This is a genomic window from Brevundimonas sp. G8, assembly GCF_902506205.1.
Classification (GTDB): domain Bacteria; phylum Pseudomonadota; class Alphaproteobacteria; order Caulobacterales; family Caulobacteraceae; genus Brevundimonas.
Genome location: NZ_LR732816.1, coordinates 2,684,872 through 2,700,264 on the forward strand (window position 1 = coordinate 2,684,872; position 15,393 = coordinate 2,700,264).

The 15,393-nt window shown below is 67.4% G+C and carries 14 protein-coding genes; 8 read left to right on the forward strand and 6 right to left on the reverse strand.

What is annotated here, in order from left to right; translation table 11 throughout:
* The first annotated feature begins 31 nt into the window (after positions 1-31).
* Positions 32-658: an isoprenylcysteine carboxylmethyltransferase family protein gene (locus CHRYSEO8AT_RS12920; RefSeq protein WP_159850648.1), complete on the forward strand. Its 627-nt coding sequence runs from the start codon at positions 32-34 to the stop codon at positions 656-658.
* Here the strand turns inward: CHRYSEO8AT_RS12920 and CHRYSEO8AT_RS12925 are convergent.
* Genes CHRYSEO8AT_RS12925 through CHRYSEO8AT_RS12935 form a run of 3 tightly spaced genes read right to left on the reverse strand, consistent with a single transcriptional unit; the run spans position 655 to position 3,103 of the window.
* Entirely contained in the window at positions 655-1,473 is an 819-nt protein-coding gene (locus CHRYSEO8AT_RS12925; protein ID WP_236547536.1) for a LytTR family DNA-binding domain-containing protein, read from the reverse strand. The genes CHRYSEO8AT_RS12920 and CHRYSEO8AT_RS12925 overlap by 4 nt on opposite strands.
* Entirely contained in the window at positions 1,470-2,186 is a 717-nt protein-coding gene (locus CHRYSEO8AT_RS12930) for a hypothetical protein (protein ID WP_236547537.1), read from the reverse strand. The genes CHRYSEO8AT_RS12925 and CHRYSEO8AT_RS12930 overlap by 4 nt, the downstream gene beginning before the upstream one ends.
* A 38-nt stretch (positions 2,187-2,224) precedes the next feature.
* Positions 2,225-3,103 (reverse strand): AraC family transcriptional regulator, encoded by an 879-nt coding sequence (locus CHRYSEO8AT_RS12935; RefSeq protein WP_201304436.1) that lies wholly within the window; start codon positions 3,101-3,103, stop codon positions 2,225-2,227.
* Positions 3,104-3,247: 144 nt separating this feature from the next.
* Here CHRYSEO8AT_RS12935 and CHRYSEO8AT_RS12940 point away from each other — a divergent pair, with 144 nt between their 5' ends.
* Positions 3,248-4,132, forward strand: a complete 885-nt coding sequence (locus CHRYSEO8AT_RS12940) for an oxidoreductase (protein ID WP_159850650.1) — start codon at positions 3,248-3,250, stop codon at positions 4,130-4,132.
* Positions 4,133-4,141: 9 nt separating this feature from the next.
* Here CHRYSEO8AT_RS12940 and CHRYSEO8AT_RS12945 read toward each other — a convergent pair whose 3' ends face one another.
* Positions 4,142-4,897 (reverse strand): SDR family NAD(P)-dependent oxidoreductase, encoded by a 756-nt coding sequence (locus tag CHRYSEO8AT_RS12945; protein WP_159850652.1) that lies wholly within the window; start codon positions 4,895-4,897, stop codon positions 4,142-4,144.
* A gap of 186 nt (positions 4,898-5,083) precedes the next feature.
* Between CHRYSEO8AT_RS12945 and CHRYSEO8AT_RS12950 the strand changes: the two genes are divergently transcribed.
* The 3 genes from CHRYSEO8AT_RS12950 (at position 5,084) to alr (ending at position 8,544) form a co-directional block, all read left to right on the forward strand.
* Positions 5,084-5,449, forward strand: a complete 366-nt coding sequence (locus CHRYSEO8AT_RS12950; protein ID WP_159850653.1) for a hypothetical protein — start codon at positions 5,084-5,086, stop codon at positions 5,447-5,449.
* 144 nt (positions 5,450-5,593) lie between these two features.
* On the forward strand, positions 5,594-7,084 hold the full coding sequence (locus tag CHRYSEO8AT_RS12955) for a replicative DNA helicase (RefSeq protein ID WP_159850655.1): 1,491 nt from the start codon (positions 5,594-5,596) through the stop codon (positions 7,082-7,084).
* A 410-nt stretch (positions 7,085-7,494) separates the two neighbouring features.
* Positions 7,495-8,544, forward strand: a complete 1,050-nt coding sequence (alr, locus tag CHRYSEO8AT_RS12960) for an alanine racemase (RefSeq protein WP_159850657.1) — start codon at positions 7,495-7,497, stop codon at positions 8,542-8,544.
* Here the strand turns inward: alr and CHRYSEO8AT_RS12965 are convergent.
* Entirely contained in the window at positions 8,538-9,167 is a 630-nt protein-coding gene (locus tag CHRYSEO8AT_RS12965; protein WP_159850659.1) for a Yip1 family protein, read from the reverse strand. The genes alr and CHRYSEO8AT_RS12965 overlap by 7 nt on opposite strands.
* 185 nt (positions 9,168-9,352) lie before the next feature.
* Here CHRYSEO8AT_RS12965 and radA point away from each other — a divergent pair, with 185 nt between their 5' ends.
* Genes radA through purF form a run of 3 tightly spaced genes read left to right on the forward strand, consistent with a single transcriptional unit; the run spans position 9,353 to position 12,883 of the window.
* Positions 9,353-10,723, forward strand: a complete 1,371-nt coding sequence (gene radA, locus CHRYSEO8AT_RS12970; RefSeq protein ID WP_159850661.1) for a DNA repair protein RadA — start codon at positions 9,353-9,355, stop codon at positions 10,721-10,723.
* Between the two features lie 31 nt (positions 10,724-10,754).
* Positions 10,755-11,351: a CvpA family protein gene (locus tag CHRYSEO8AT_RS12975; protein ID WP_159850663.1), complete on the forward strand. Its 597-nt coding sequence runs from the start codon at positions 10,755-10,757 to the stop codon at positions 11,349-11,351.
* A gap of 26 nt (positions 11,352-11,377) precedes the next feature.
* Complete coding sequence (gene purF / locus CHRYSEO8AT_RS12980; protein WP_159850665.1) at positions 11,378-12,883, forward strand: amidophosphoribosyltransferase; 1,506 nt, start codon at positions 11,378-11,380, stop codon at positions 12,881-12,883.
* 78 nt (positions 12,884-12,961) lie between these two features.
* Here the strand turns inward: purF and CHRYSEO8AT_RS12985 are convergent, their stop codons facing one another.
* The gene (locus CHRYSEO8AT_RS12985; RefSeq protein ID WP_159850667.1) at positions 12,962-15,385 is read right to left on the reverse strand and encodes a TonB-dependent siderophore receptor; all 2,424 of its coding nucleotides are present in this window, start codon (positions 15,383-15,385) and stop codon (positions 12,962-12,964) included.
* Between the last annotated feature and the right edge of the window lie 8 nt (positions 15,386-15,393).

A 15,393-nucleotide genomic window follows, 5' to 3' on the forward strand; every position in this document is an offset into this window, starting at 1 on the left:
GCTTGGATTTGGGATCAATCCGGAGCGATTCATGACCACGACCCAGGTGTTCGACCTTCAGGCGGTGCAGAAGATCCGCAAGGGCGCCGTCCTCGTCGCCCTGCTGGCCTTGGTCGGGCTGACCATGGTGTCACAATCGGTCACCGGGCTGGAGAGCCCGCTGCATGAAGGCGTCGAGGCCGTGGGTCTGGCCGCCATCGTCTTCGCCATCGTTGGCCGCGCCTGGTGTTCGCTCTATATCGGCGGGCGCAAGAAGGCCGAGATCGTCTCGCGCGGCCCCTATTCGATCAGCCGCAACCCGCTCTATATCTTCAGCTTCTTCGGCGCCTTCGGCATCGGCGCCCAGAGTGGCAGCCTGACCCTGGCGGTGCTGTTCACCCTGGCGTCGCTGGCGGTCTTCTATCTGACCGTTCGCCGGGAAGAGGCCTGGCTGGACGCGACCTTCGGCGTCGACTATGCGGCTTACAAGGCGCGCACGCCGCGTTTTTGGCCCAACCTCGCCCTGTGGCGCGACGAGGCGGAACTATCGGTGCGGCCGTCCTTCTTCCTGACCACCATCCGCGACGGCCTGGTGTTCCTGCTGGCGATCCCGCTGTTCGAGGCCATCGACCTGGCGCAGGCCGAGGGTTGGCTGCGGGTTCTGGCGCGGCTGCCCTAAGGCGCGCGACCCAGCCGCACCAGAACGGCGTCTCGATAGGTGCGGCTGACCACCAGTTCGGCGCCGCTCTGCATCGTCAGCCGCCAGGACCCGTCCGACAGGGGCTGCACCCCCGCGACTCGCGCCAGATTGACCAGGGTAGATCGATGGATGCGGGCGAACAGGCGCGTGTCCAGACGCGTCTCCAGCGCCTGAAGGGTGTCGCGGACCAGGCCCTCGCGCCCGTCCCAGTTCACGACCACATAGTTGCCCGCCGAGGCGAACCATTCCACCGCCCGCAGATCGACCGAGGCGCGGCTTCTGCCGGTCGAAACCAGCAGGCGGGCGTCGTCGGGCTGAACCTGCCGGGCAAGGGCCAGGGCGCGGGTCAGGTGGTCGAGGCGAACTTGAGCATCGCGCGCCTTGTGCCACTGGGCGGCGGCAAGGCCGACGGCGACGGTCGCGGTATAGAGCAGCAGGGCGACCGGCAGCCGGTCGATGATCCGCTCGATCAAGTCGCTCGGCGTGGCGACCAGATGCAGGAAGGTCAGGTCGATCCGCGCGCCGAGCGCGGCGATCAGGGGCACGACGGCGACCATCAGTCCGGTCAGGACGCCTGCCGCCTTCCAGCCGGCGCCCCAACGCTGCATCACAAGCCAGACCATCAGGCCGACGGCCAGCCACGGCGCATAGGTCAGGCCGGCCCACAGCAGGGAGGTCGAAAGGTCCAGTTCCGGCCGGTCCCGCCGCAGATACCAGGCCACCGACGCCACCGTCGCCACATAGGAATAGGCGGCGAACCCCGTCATGACGACGGCGACCGACGGCGTCCTCATGCCGGCCCTGTGCGTGTAATCCGGGCGCGACGCCGCAGGATCAGGGTCGCCGTCCAGATCACGGCCATCGACTGGAACAGGACGGTCGGCCAGAGCTGGCTCCAGGGCTGGGGCAGGAAGGTCAGGAAGTTGCCGGAAAAGGCGCTGAGCACCGCTGCGTGGGCGCTCAGCACCTTCACCAGATGCTCGTATCTCCACAAGTCGGGCGAGAAAGGCCAGTCGCGCGGACGTGAAAACCGCCACAGGTCCCACGCCGCGACCGACAACGCTCCATAGGCCAGGGCCGCAGACACCACGGGCGGGCCGTCCGAGCGGCCCATGGCGATCAAGGCCAGCACCCAGACGCCGATGCCCAGGGCGCCGAACGTCGCCGCCCAGTCCAGCGGTCTGGCTCGATCCTGGGGTCGGACATCAGGCCGTTTGCGCCCCAGCACCCGCACGCCCGAAAACAGGGTCAGCGACGCGGTCGCCGACAGCGCCAGGAAATAGGTGTTGAAGCGCAGCGCCGTCATCACCCAGGCGCCGGCCAGCAGTGTCGTCATCAGCACCACGAAGGCGCGTCCCCACAGCCGATGCGCGCGCGAACCCTTGGCGGTCAGCAGGGGGCCAAAGCCGACCAGGACGGCGGCCATGCCGGTCGAGATGTGCAGGACAAGGAAGGGCTGGAACAGGGTCATGTCCGGCCCATGACCGCTGCGCTCGATCTGCAGCAAGGCGCCTGGGACCGGATGCAGCCGTCAGGGACGAACGGTCAGCCGACCATCAGGGTTTCGCGCATCCTTGCAGCATCCCTGCCCGGAGGCAGGCCGAACTGGCGGGCGTATTCGCGGCTGAACTGGGAGGGGCTGTCATAGCCGACGGCGAAGCCGGTCTCGGCCGCGCCATCGACGCCGGTCAGCAGTCGGGCGCGCGCCTCTCGCAATCGCACCTGTTTGTGGAACTGTAGCGGGCTCATGGTCGTCACGGTGCGGAAATGCCGGTGGAAGGTGGACAGGCTCATGCCCGCCATGTCCGACAGGGCCTCCAGCCGCATCGGCTCGGCGTAGTGGGCGCGGATCCAGCTGATGGCGCGGCTGACGCCCGACAGGCGGCTTTCGGCTGAGCCGATCTGGCGGACGGTGGCGGCGTGCCGGCTGTGCAGTAGCCGCCAGACCAGTTCGCGCTCGATCATCGGCGTCATCACAGCGATCTCGCTGGGTCGGTCCAGAAGGCGCAGCAGGCGCGCCATGGGCTCCAGCAGTTCGTCCTCCAGCCGGGTTACATGGATGCCGGTCGGCGGCGGCTGATCCGAGGCGTCTGGGGCGTCGATCTCCAGCATCAGGCCGGCGATTGTCGCAGGGTTCAGATCGAAGCTGAGCGCTCGGTACGGCGCCTCGATGATGCTGCCGCACACCGGTAGTTCGGCCGACACTACCAGGCAATCGCCAGCCCGATAGGAATAGACGGTCTCGCCCAGGATCGTCTGTTTGGCGCCGCACACGACCAGGCACAGCATGGGATCGTAGGGAACCGCCACCATCCGCGTCGGGGCGTCGCTGCCATACAGGCGCAGGCCCGGCACAGCCGAGCGCGACAGATCGGGCGGCGCATGACGCGCGACGATGTCGGTCAGTTCGGGCAAGAGGCTCATGGACGCATCCAACGCCTGTCGGTGCGTGCGCGCAAGCGGGCGAGGGCGGTTTGACAGGATCGTGCAAGACTTCGCCCGGATCGCCCTAACGCCATTCGCCTGAAACGGCGTCTTCTCCGTCTCGTCAGACAGAGGAGACTTCCCATGACAACCACCACCCAAAAGACCTGGCTCGTGACCGGCGCGTCCCGTGGCCTGGGCGCCGGCATCGCTCGCGCCGCCCTGGACGCAGGCGACCGCGTCGTCGCCGCCGGTCGCAACCGTGACGCCCTCATCAAGGCCTTTGGCCCCGATAGCGACACCGTCCTGTCCGTCGCGCTGGACGTCACGGACGCGTCCGCCATCGCCGCCGCCGTGGAGGCCGCCATGGCCCAATTCGGCCGCATCGACGTGCTGGTCAACAACGCCGGCTACGGCCACCTCGGCCTCTTCGAGGAGACGACCGCACAGGACGCGCGCACCCAGTTCGACACCAATGTCTTCGGCCTGTTCGACATGACCCGCGCCGTCTTGCCGGTCATGCGCGCCCAGCGTTCGGGCCATGTGTTCAACGTCTCGTCCGTGGGGGGCATGGTCGGCGGGGCATCCGGCGCGATCTATTGCGCCTCCAAGTTCGCCATCGAGGGCTTCAGCGAGTCGATCGCCCAGGAGGTCAGCCCCTTCGGCGTCCACGTCACCATCGTCGAGCCGGGCTTCTTCCGCACCGACTTCCTGGACGCGACCTCGGTCGTCTACGCCGCCAATCCCATCGCCGACTACGCCGAGACCTCGGCTGCGCTACGCGACTTCTATGAGGCCCGCAGCCACAACCAGGCTGGCGATCCTGCCAAGCTGGGACAGGCGCTGGTGGCTTTGGCCAATGCGGAAAACCCGCCCGTGCGATGGGCGGCCGGAACGGACGCCGTAGGTATGATCGAAGGCAAGATCGCGGGGCTGACGACGGAGCTGGAGGCCTGGCGCGACCTGTCGCAGTCGACTGACGGCGACTTCTCGTTCCGCGAGGAACCGGGCGCCAGCGCCTGGGGCTGACCCTCCGACCTAGACCAGCGCTTCCGTCGTCGGTCCGGCCTTCCAATCGCGGAAGCGGATCGTCAGCGGGGGCGTGGCGTCGCCGCGAACCAGATCGACGACCAGGGGCCCGATCTCAGAGGGGTGGGGCAGGCCGGACGGGTCTTCGCCCGGATAGGCCTGGGCGCGCATGGCGGTGCGCATCCGGCCGGGGTCGACGATGCTGACGCGCACAGGCGTGCTCTCGATCTCGTCGGCCCAGGCCTTCACCAGGGCCTCGGCACCCGCCTTGGTCGCGGCGTACATGCCCCAGAAGGCCTTGGGCGCGCTGGCGACGCTGGTGGTGAAGTGGATGGCGCGGCCGGCGTCGGAGGCGCGCAGCAGCGGTTCCAGCGAGCGGATCAGGCGATAGACGGCGGTGAAGTTGGTCTTCTCGATCTTGGCGAACTCGCGCGGATCGGCGTGGGACACCGGCGTCAGGCCCGACGGCCCCATGGTGGCGGCGGCATGGACCCAGATGTCCAGCTTCTTGAACCGTTCGAAAATGGCGCCGCCCAGCCGGTCGATGGCTCCGCCGTCCACTAGGTCGAACGGGATCAGGGTCGCGTGGCGGCCGGTGGCGGCGAAGATGGCGTCGTCCAGCTCTTCCAGACCGCCCTGGGTGCGAGCGGTCGCAATGACGTGCGCGCCCGCCTTGGCCAGAGCCAGCGCGCTCTCATAGCCGATACCGCGCGAGGCGCCGACGACGAGCGCGATACGGTCTTTCAGGGGCAGGGATTCAGTCATGCCGGGGTGGTAGGAGTGGCGGCGCGGCGGGTCAATGTGTTCGACGAATACCCGCTTCGCGCCAACGGCGCTGCGTGTTGATCGCATGGATGGCTTCGCCCGATCCACGCCTTCACAAAGTGCGCCGCAGTTGCGCCACACATGAACGGTCAAGCTTCGGCTTCGAGTGTTCGGAAGGGGACCGAAATGAAGATCAGGATCATTGCCGCCAGCGCCTTGGCGCTTTCGCTCATCGCCGGTGCAGCCCAAGCCATGACGGTGCAGGAGTTTCTGACCACCGCCAACGCCATCCCTCAGAACCCGACGGCCCTGCTGCGCTCGGACACGCGCCGGCTGATGGCCGAGTTCCGCGGCGCCGCCCGCACGGTTCGCGCCGAACAGACCGCCGCCACGACGGCCGGACGCACGCCTGCGACCTGCATGCCGGAAAAGGTGGGCTTCTCGCCGGACCAGATACTGGCCCGCTTCAACACCATTCCCGCCGCGCGTCGCAACATCAGCGTGACCCAGGCGATGCGCGAATGGATGGCGGCGGAGTATCCCTGCCGATAGGGCCAGGCGGATCGACGATCCTTCGCAGGACGGACGAAATCCGATTGAGGAATTCCGGTTCGTCCCCAGCCCCAACGATCTGTCCACGGCGCAGGCGGCGTCCCCGTCTGACGTAGGCGTGTGGGAGGGCTAGAGCGTTAATCGATGAACGCCTTCGCCCCCATGCCCTTCTCGTCCTCGCCCATGGAAAACGGCGGCGTCAGTTCGATGCCGCACAATCTGGAAGCCGAGCAGGCGCTGCTGGGCTCGCTGATGTTCGACAACGCCGTGTTCGAACGGCTGAATGACCGACTGCGCGGGGTGCACTTCTACGAACCCTTCCATCAGCGGCTGTTCGAGGCGGTCGAGGATCATATCCGCCAGGGCATGCTGGCCGAGCCCACCATCCTGATGGAGCGGTTCAAGCAGGATCCGGCGTTTCAGGAGTTCGGCGGCCTGCGCTACCTCGCCGATCTGGTGGACCGGGCGCCGCCCGCCGCCAACGCCCCCGACTATGCCCGTGTCGTCTATGACCTGGCCCTGCGCCGCGACCTGATCCGCATCGGCGGCGAGATCATCAAGGAGGCGCCCAACCCCGAGACGCCCGCCGACGAACAGATCGAACAGGCCGAACAGACCCTGTATTCGCTGGCCGAGACGGGCAAGCCGTCGTCCGGTTTCGTCAGCTTTTCCCACGCCTTGTCGGGCGCCGTTCAGATGGCGGCCGAAGCGTACCAGCGCGAGGGCAAGCTGGCCGGCCTGGCCACAGGCCTGAACGATCTGGACCGGAAACTGGGCGGCCTGCACCCCTCCGACCTTCTAATCCTCGCCGGCCGTCCATCGATGGGCAAGACGGCCCTGGCCACCAACATGGCCTTCAACGTGGCCCGCGCCTATCAGTGGGAGCCGACGCCGGAGGGCCGCAAGACGGTCAACGGCGGGGTGGTCGCCTTCTACTCGCTGGAAATGAGCGCCGAACAGCTGGCCATGCGTATCCTGGCCGATGCGTCCGGCGTGTCCTCGGACAAGCTGCGCAAGGGCGAGATCGACGCCACCGACTTCGGCAAGCTGCGCGACGCAGCGGTCGAGATCGGCGAAAGCCCCCTCTACATCGACGACACCGGCGGCCTGTCCATGTCCAAGCTGGCCGCACGGGCGCGCCGCCTGAAGCGGACGGAACAGGGGCTGGACCTGATCATCGTCGACTATCTGCAACTGATCACGACCGGCAACACAGGCGGGCAGAAGAACCGGGTGCAGGAGGTGTCCGAGATCACCGGCGGGTTGAAGGCCCTGGCCAAGGAATTGTCGGTGCCGATCATCGCCCTGTCGCAGCTGTCGCGTCAGGTCGAGCAGCGCGAGGACAAACGCCCTCAACTGTCCGACCTGCGTGAATCCGGCTCGATCGAGCAGGACGCCGACTGCGTGATGTTCGTCTATCGCGAGAGCTACTACCTGGGCCGCGCCGAACCGCGCGAGGGCACCGAAGAACACCTGCAATGGCAGCAGGACATGGACCGCCTGCAAGGCCAGGCCGAGGTCGTCATCGGCAAGCAACGCCACGGCCCCATCGGCATCGTCAAACTGGCCTTCGACGCCGACACCGTCCGCTTCGGCAACCTGGCGCACGGCTATGAAGAGGTCAGCTACGAGTAGGTGGCTCGATGCCTCCGTCTCTTCTAGGGCGACCCAGAACCGAAAACGCTCAGACCTATAACCGCCGCCCATAGCAATGGTGCAAGGCTCAGACCCAGCGCCAGCCTTGGCTGTCTCAGTCCATAAGCGATCCAGGCCATAAGCGGTGACACCAGGATGGCGATGGGAAGCGTTAGAACCGCCCAGAAAAATATCTGCGCCGGGACAGAACGATCAGTCCCGAAGCCCATGAGCGTCGCCGCCGCCATGGCGCCCGCCGGCGCCGTCGCCAGCACACCGCCTACGCTGGCCACGATTAGCCAGATCAACAACGGCTGGCTGCGCTTTGGCTGATGCGGAACGAACGTCATGACCAAAACCTAACAGCCTTCCCCTCTTCCATCGCCGAAAACTTGGGGCATAACGAGCGGATGTTGACCCCCGCCGTCCTGTCCGTCGATCTCAGCGCCTTGGCGCGGAACTACCACACGCTGGGCGCCGTCAGCGGCCAGCCGGTGCATCCCGTGGTCAAGGCGGACGGCTATGGATTGGGGGCGCAGGCGGTGGCGACGCGGCTGATGGCCGAGGGGGCGCGGACCTTCTTCGTGGCGCGGGCGGCCGAGGGGGTGCGGCTGCGGGCCGCGCTGGGGTCGCAAGGCGACGGCGGGCCGGTCATCTATGTGCTCGACGGATGCCACGGCGACGACGCCGAGAGGCTGAAGGCGGCGGAGCTGCGGCCGGTGCTGAACCATCCGGCGCAGATGCAGGCCTGGGCGGCGGCGGGCGGCGGGACGTGCGGTCTGCAGATCGACACCGGCATGAACAGGCTGGGCGTCCGGCCCGAGGATGCGCCCGAGGCCTTTGACGGTCTGGCCCTGGTCCTGACCCACCTGGCCTGCGCCGACGAACCGGCCAATCCGATGAACCGACGCCAGCGCGACGCTTTCGCGGGCGTGGTGGGTCGCTATCCGGGCGTGATCCGGTCCTTCGCCAATTCCAGCGGCTGTTTCCTCGGACCCGATTTCGCCTTCGACACCGTGCGGCCGGGCATCTGCCTGTACGGCGGCGGGCCCGAGGGGCGGCCCGATCCCAGGATCGCGCCCGTGGCTGCGCTGACGGCCCAGGTGCTTCAGGTCCGCGACGTGCCGGCGGGCGAGAGCGTCGGCTACTCGCGTGGTTTCATCGCCGAGCGGCCGATGCGGATCGCGACGGTGGCGGCGGGCTATGCCGATGGATTGCTGCGGTCCTACTCGCCGCAGGGCGAGGTCTGGATCGCGAACGAGACCCGACCGCTGCTGGGTCGGGTCTCGATGGACGTCTGCGCGGTGGACATCACCGGCCTGGACGTCGCGGTCGGCGATCCGGTCGAGCTGTTCGGCCCGAACCGGCTATTGGACGATGCCGCGGCCGCGGCGGGGACCATCAGCTATGAGCTGCTGACCTCGATCACCCCCCGCGTGCCGCGCGTCTATTCTCAGTAGCCAGCGCCCATCGCGGCGAGACCGGCGGTCGAGGCGACGAAGGTCAGGGCGATGGCGCCGACGATGGCGGCCATGACGAAGCCCAGGACGAGACCGGCGATCAGGACGACGATGAAATAGACCACCTTCTTGTCTTCCGGGACCTTCATCAGGATCGGCAGGCCCAGGAACAGCAGAACCAGGCTGTAAATCCCGCCGATGACGGCCAGCAGGCCCAGCATCGGGATCAGGTTGAAGATGCCCGCGATCCACGACGCGGTCGAGGCATAGACCGCCAGCTTCATCGCCTGAACCGGGTTCGGCGTGCCACCGAAGCTGGAGGCCAGGGCGTTGATGATCAGACCCAGAATGAAAACGCTGGCCAAAGCCAAGCCGTAGGAGACGATGGCCAGCACCAAGGCGCTGACGATCGAGGCATGGCCGAACACCACGCCGCCGATCAGGGTCGCGACCGGACCGATGGCGGCCAGGATCATCGCATAGCGCGTGAACAGGCTCTTGTTGGTGGCGAACTCGCCGTCGATGCGCAGCCACTCGATCTTGGGCTGAAGCAGGATTCCCTTGACCCGTGCGATCAGGGCGGGATCGACGGCGGGTTGGGAGTGGGTCGTCGGATCGGTCATGGCGCGCCTCGGCGATTGATGTGTGTCGAATGTTGACGTTGCGTCGCCTCAAGAAGCAAGGGCGTGCGACGGGTTCTCAATACCTTGGTATGGCAAAGGTTGCGTGTACGACCGAAACTGTCGTGGAAACAGGCCATGCGCTGTCGAACAGGCGGCCCAAACCGTCCGATCTGCTAAGGAAGCCCATGGCTCGCGATTCCGCTCTCTATGTCTGTCAGTCCTGCGGCACGGTTCACGGCAAATGGTCGGGCCAGTGCAGTTCCTGCGGCCAGTGGAACACCCTGAGCGAGGAAAGCCGTTCGGCCCCGCCCGGCGCGATCAAACCTTCGGCGGCCACCTCGGCCCGAACGCGCGGCATTCAGTTCGAGACCCTTCAGTCCGACACGCCCGAACCGCCGCGCATCACCACGGGCGTGGCCGAGTTCGACCGCGTCTGCGGCGGCGGCGTGGTGCCGGGATCCGCCATCCTGCTCAGCGGCGACCCTGGCGTGGGCAAATCCACCCTGTTGCTGGAGGTCGCGGCCAAGGCGGCGCTGAAGGGATCGCGCGTGGCCTATATCTCCGGCGAGGAAGCCGTCGAGCAGATCCGGGCGCGGGCCAAGCGAATGGGTCTGGCGGATGCGCCAGTCAATCTGGCGGCGGCGACGGCGCTGCGTGAAATCCTGGGCACGCTGAAGCGCGAGCATTTCGACATCGTCATCGTCGATTCGATCCAGACCCTGTGGTCCGATGTCCATGAAAGCGGCCCCGGCTCGATCACCCAGGTCCGGGCCTGCGCCGGCGAGATGGTGCGTCTGGCCAAGTCTCACGGCGTGGCGGTCATACTGGTCGGTCACGTCACCAAGGACGGCCAGGTCGCCGGCCCCCGCGTGGTCGAACACCTGGTCGACGCCGTCATGACCTTCGAGGGCGAGCGCGGCTATCCGTTCCGCATCCTGCGCGCCGGCAAGAACCGCTTCGGCGCCACCGACGAGATCGGCGTGTTCGAAATGGGCGACAGCGGCCTGCGCGAGGTGGCCAATCCGTCCGCCCTGTTCCTGGGAGAAGGCAAGGAGCGTGCGCCCGGCGCCGCCGTCTTCGCCGGAATCGAAGGCTCGCGCCCCGTGCTGGTCGAAATGCAGGCCCTGGTGTCCAAGTCCGCCTATGGCACCCCGCGTCGAGCCGTGATCGGCTGGGAGACCGGGCGCCTGGCCATGGTGCTGGCCGTGCTGGAGGCCCGCTGTGGTTTCGGCTTCGGCGATCAGGACGTCTATCTGAACGTTGCGGGCGGCCTGCGCATCAACGAACCCGCTGCGGACCTCGCGGCGGCGGCGGCCCTGATCAGCTCGGCGACCGGCGTCTCCCTGCCCCAGGGCTGCGTCGTCTTCGGCGAGATCGGCCTGTCGGGCGAGGTCCGCAGCGTCGGCCGCGCCGAGGCCCGCCTGCGCGAGGCGCAGAAGCTGGGCTTCGATCAGGTGCTGAGCCCCACGCTGACCGCCAAGACCAAGGGCGTGAAGGTGACATCGGTGACGCGTCTGACGGATGTGGTCGAACGAATCTCGCAGAACCGCTATTAGACCCCCGTAGCAACCGCAGGATCCCGAACGCGTGACCGGATACGACGTCTTCGCCATTGTGGTGATCCTGTTTTCCGTCGCCGCCGGCTGGGTGCGCGGCGGGGTGCGCGAGATCATCACCCTGCTCAGCGCGACCCTGGCCGCCCTGGTGGCGCTGATCAGCCTGCCGTGGACCGCAAGTATCGGCCGGTCGTTCGTGGATCCCGAGTGGGCCGGGTCGATCCTGGCGGCCGTCCTGACCTTCTTCGTCGTCTATTTCGGCCTGCGCCTGGTCGGGTCGATGATTTCCAAGAGCGCCAAGGACAATCCGCACCTGGGCGGCGTCGACCGCGTGTTCGGCCTGCTGATCGGCGGCATCCGCGCCCTGGTCCTGATCGGAGCCGTTCATCTGGTCGTCGTGGCGGCCCTGCCGGGGGAGCGGACGCCGCGTTGGCTGACCAATGCGGCCCTCTATCCGGTCAGCGCCATGGGCGCGCGCGCCATCCAGATTGTCCTGCCCAGCCTCGGGCGCGGCGCCGACGCGATCACGCCCGTGGTCGATTCGTCCGTGCGCAGGGGATTTTCGGACGACGAAGCCTTGCCCCAGACGCAATCAGAGCCTAACTCGCGCCGCGAAGCCGCCCCTTAAGTTTCCCCGGTCATCGGAGCCCCACGATGCGCCACCATATCGCCGATCCCGTCGTTCACCGCGAGCACTGGCGCGAGCCGGAAGACGACCAGCTGCGGCTGGAGTGCGGCGTCTGCGGCGTCTGGGGCGCCGACGCGGACGAAGGCTCGGCCATCGTCGCCCTTGGCCTGCACGCCCTTCAGCACCGCGGTCAGGAAGCCTGCGGCATCGCCAGCGTCAAGGACGAGCGGTTCCACACCGAACGTCACCAGGGCCTGGTGGGCGAGGCCTTCGGCGGCGCCGATCTGATGACGCGGATGCCCGGCCGCGCGGCCGTGGGCCACACCCGCTATTCCACAGCGGGCGGCAGCTTCCTGCGCAACATCCAGCCGATGTTCGCCGACCTGGACCAAGGCGGCATCGCCCTGGCGCACAACGGCAACCTGACCAACTTCAAGTTCCTGCACAGCCAGTTGGTCAGCGAAGGCGCCATCTTCCAGTCGACCTCGGACTCCGAAGTCATCCTCCACCTGATCGCCCGCAGCCGTAAGGCCAAGATCGTCGACCGCTTCATCGACGCCCTGGCTCGGATCGAGGGCGGCTATGCCCTAGTCGCCCAGACGCGCACCAAGATGATCGGCGCACGTGACCCGCTGGGCATCCGGCCGCTGGTGCTGGGTCAGGTCGGCGAGGCCTGGGTGTTGGCGTCCGAGACCTGCGCCCTGGACATGATGGGCGCGACCTTCGTCCGCGACGTCGAGCACGGCGAGATCGTGGTCATCGACGACAGCGGCCTGCGTTCGCTCAAACCCTTCCCCGCGCGCGTCGCTCGCCCCTGCCTGTTCGAATACGTCTATTTCTCGCGCCCGGATTCGGTCGTGAACGGCCGTTCGGTCTATGAGGTCCGCAAGGAGATGGGCCGGGGTCTGGCCCGCGAACTGGGCGTCGACGCCGACATCGTCGTGCCGGTGCCCGACTCGGGCGTGCCGGCGGCTCTTGGCTATGCCCAGGAAAGCGGCATTCCCTACGAGATGGGCATCATCCGCAGCCACTATCTGGGCCGCACCTTCATCCAGCCCAGCCAGGGCGCCCGCCAGAAGGGCGTGCGCATGAAGCACAGCCCCAACAAGTCGGCTCTCGCCGGCAAGCGGGTCGTGCTGATCGATGATTCCATCGTGCGCGGCACCACCTCGCTGAAGCTGGTTCGGGCCGTGCGCGCCGCCGGCGCGACCGAGGTCCACCTGCGCTCGGCCAGCCCCCAGATACTGTTCCCCGACTTCTACGGCATCGACATGCCGGAGCGCGCCCAGCTGCTGGCCGCCAACAAGACTCTGGAAGAGATGCGCGACCTGCTGGAAGTCGATTCGCTCGGCTTCCTGTCCATCGACGGCCTGTATCAGGCGATGGGCGAGACGGGCCGCGACAACGCCGCGCCCCAGTTCACCGACCACTATTTCACCGGCGACTACCCCACCCGCCTGCTGGATCGCGAGATCGAGGAAGGCGGCCGCGAGTTCGGCGCCAAACAGTTGTCGCTGCTGGTCAGCGCCTGACGGCTGCCTGTTTAGCGAGGCTTAGAGAAAAGGGCGCTCCGAAAAGCGCCCTTTGCCGAACAACTGGTCAGCCCTGGCTCACCACTTCACGCTCAGACGCGCATAGCCGTAGCGCCCGTTGAAGCCGAAGGGGGAATAGTAGGGGAAGCCCAGCACGCCGTTGGAGTTCAGCGTCGCCGGCACGAAGTCCGGGTATTCGTCGAACACATTGTCCACCCCGATCGCCACCCCGACGCGTTCCGTCAGCTGGAAACGGCCTTCCAGATCGACGACCGTCTTGGCGCCCGTGCTGTAGTCGTTGGCCGGGGTCGAGCCGGCCTGCAGCACATCGCCATAGTAGGTGGCGCGCACGGTGGCGCCCCACTTGTCCCGGCTCCAGTCCGCCGCCGCCGAGACCTTGGTGTCCGGCGTGCCGTCCTCGATGGTCAGGATACGCTGGCGCGAGAAAAGGGTCGGCACCGGATTCAGCACGGATGAGGAAGTCGGCACGCTGTTCACCGACACATCGTTGAAGTTGGCCGCTACCGTGAAGTCGAAGTCGCCGAGCGTGTCCGTGGGCAGACGATAGCGGCCCACGATGTCCACCCCCTCCGTCGAGGTCGAGACCCCGTTCAGGAAGAAGCGCGCCGCCTGGACGCCTTGCGGATCCAGCAGGCTGGCGACTTGACCCGAGAATGTCCGGTTGATCAGCTCGGACAGTACGATTTGATCTTCGATGTCGATCTTGTAGGCGTCCACCGTCAGGTCGAACCGGCCCAGGCGGATGACGGCGCCCAGCGAATAGTTGGTCGAGGTCTCGGCCTTCAGCGGACGGGCGCCCAGGGCTGCGGCGACGGCGCTGGTGGCGGGGAAGGTGCCGGTCTCGACCACGGCGCCGTTCTGGATCACCGAGGCGGTCGAGGTGAAATACGACTGCTGCAACGAGGGCGCGCGGAAGCCGGTCGAGACCGATCCCCGCAGGGCGAAACTGGGCGTGAAGTCATAGCGGGCCGACAGCTTGCCTGTCTGGGTGTCGCCGAAATCGGAATAGTCCTCGAACCGCACGGCGCCCTCGACGCGCAGCTTGTCGGTCAGGGGGATTTCCACGTCGGCGTATGCGGCGAAGTTGTTGCGATCGACATCGACGGCGTTCGAGGGCTGGAAGCCCACGAAGCCCTGGGCGCCGCCGGTCAGGGCGGTGTTGGCGCCCAGCGGGCCGCGGTTGTAGCTTTCGGGCTGACCGGCCTCGATCTTGTAGTTCTCCCAGCGCTGCTCAAGGCCCCAGGCGAAGTTCAGCGGGCCGCCGGACAGGCCGACCTCGAACTCGCGGCTGAAGTCGGCGCCCAGAACCAGCTGGTCATAGATCAGGCTGCCGGAATCGAAGCTGGTCGGCGAAGCGGCGCCATAGGTGGAGTTCAGCGAGTCCTCGGTGCGGAAGTCCAGAGCGTTGCGGCCGTAGGTCAGGCTAACGTCCGTGTTCCAGCCGGCCAGTTCGCCGCGCAGGCCGCCGGCCAGGGATGCGTCCTTCGAGCTGATCGCCACCTTGGGCAGGAAGCCATTGGGATAGATGGCGGCGACATTGTTGGCGTTGTCGGACAGGCGAGGGAAGGCGGCGCCTTCGCTGTCGCGGTCCTGATAGCCGGCCCAGCCATAGGCCTCCCAGCCGTTGCCCAAGCCCTTGCCGGCGTTGGCGAAGACCGTCCATTGCTCCACGTCCGGGTCGCCGAAGCGGGCGGTGATGGCGCCGTTCGCCGCTGCACGGGGGTCATAGTCCGAGCGGTTGGTCGATTCGCGGTTCAGATATTCGGCCGACAGGGTCAAGAAGCCGTCGTCGCCCAGCGAGAAGCCCTGCCAGGCCGAAGCCGTCACCGTGCCGCCGTCCTGTTCGTCGCGCTCGCCGCGCGCGGTTTTTACCGTGGTAAAATACTGGCCGTAGGTCACGCTGGCGCCGCCGCCGCTGGAGGCTTCCTTCAGACGCAGGTTCACCACGCCGGCGATCGCGTCCGAGCCGTACTGGGCCGATGCGCCGTCGCGCAGCACCTCGACCCGGTCCAGGGCGCCGGTCGGGATGGTGTTCAGGTCGACGGCGGCCGACCCGCGACCCACGACGCCGTTGACGTTGACCAGGGCTGAGGCGTGGCGACGCGTGCCGTTCACCAGCACCAGCGTCTGATCCGGCGACAGGCCGCGCAGGGTGATCGGCCGGATCGAGTCGGTGCCGTCGTTGGCGGATGGGCGCTGGAAAGTCAGCGACGGGACGGCCTGGGCCAAGGCGGTGGCGAACTCGGTCGTGCCGCGCGTCTGAAGCGCCTGCGCCGTCACCACATCCACGGGGGCCAGGGTGTCTAGGCGCGAGCGGTTCTGGACCCGCGTGCCGGTGACGACGATGTCGTCCACTTGGGCCGCCTCTTCGGCGCTAGGCTCGGCGGTCTGGGCGAAGGTGGGAGTGGCGGTCAGCAGGGCGAGCGTCGAAACGGTCGCGAACAGGGCCGGGACGGCGGCCCGTTTCAGGGTAGTGCGCATTGAGAGAT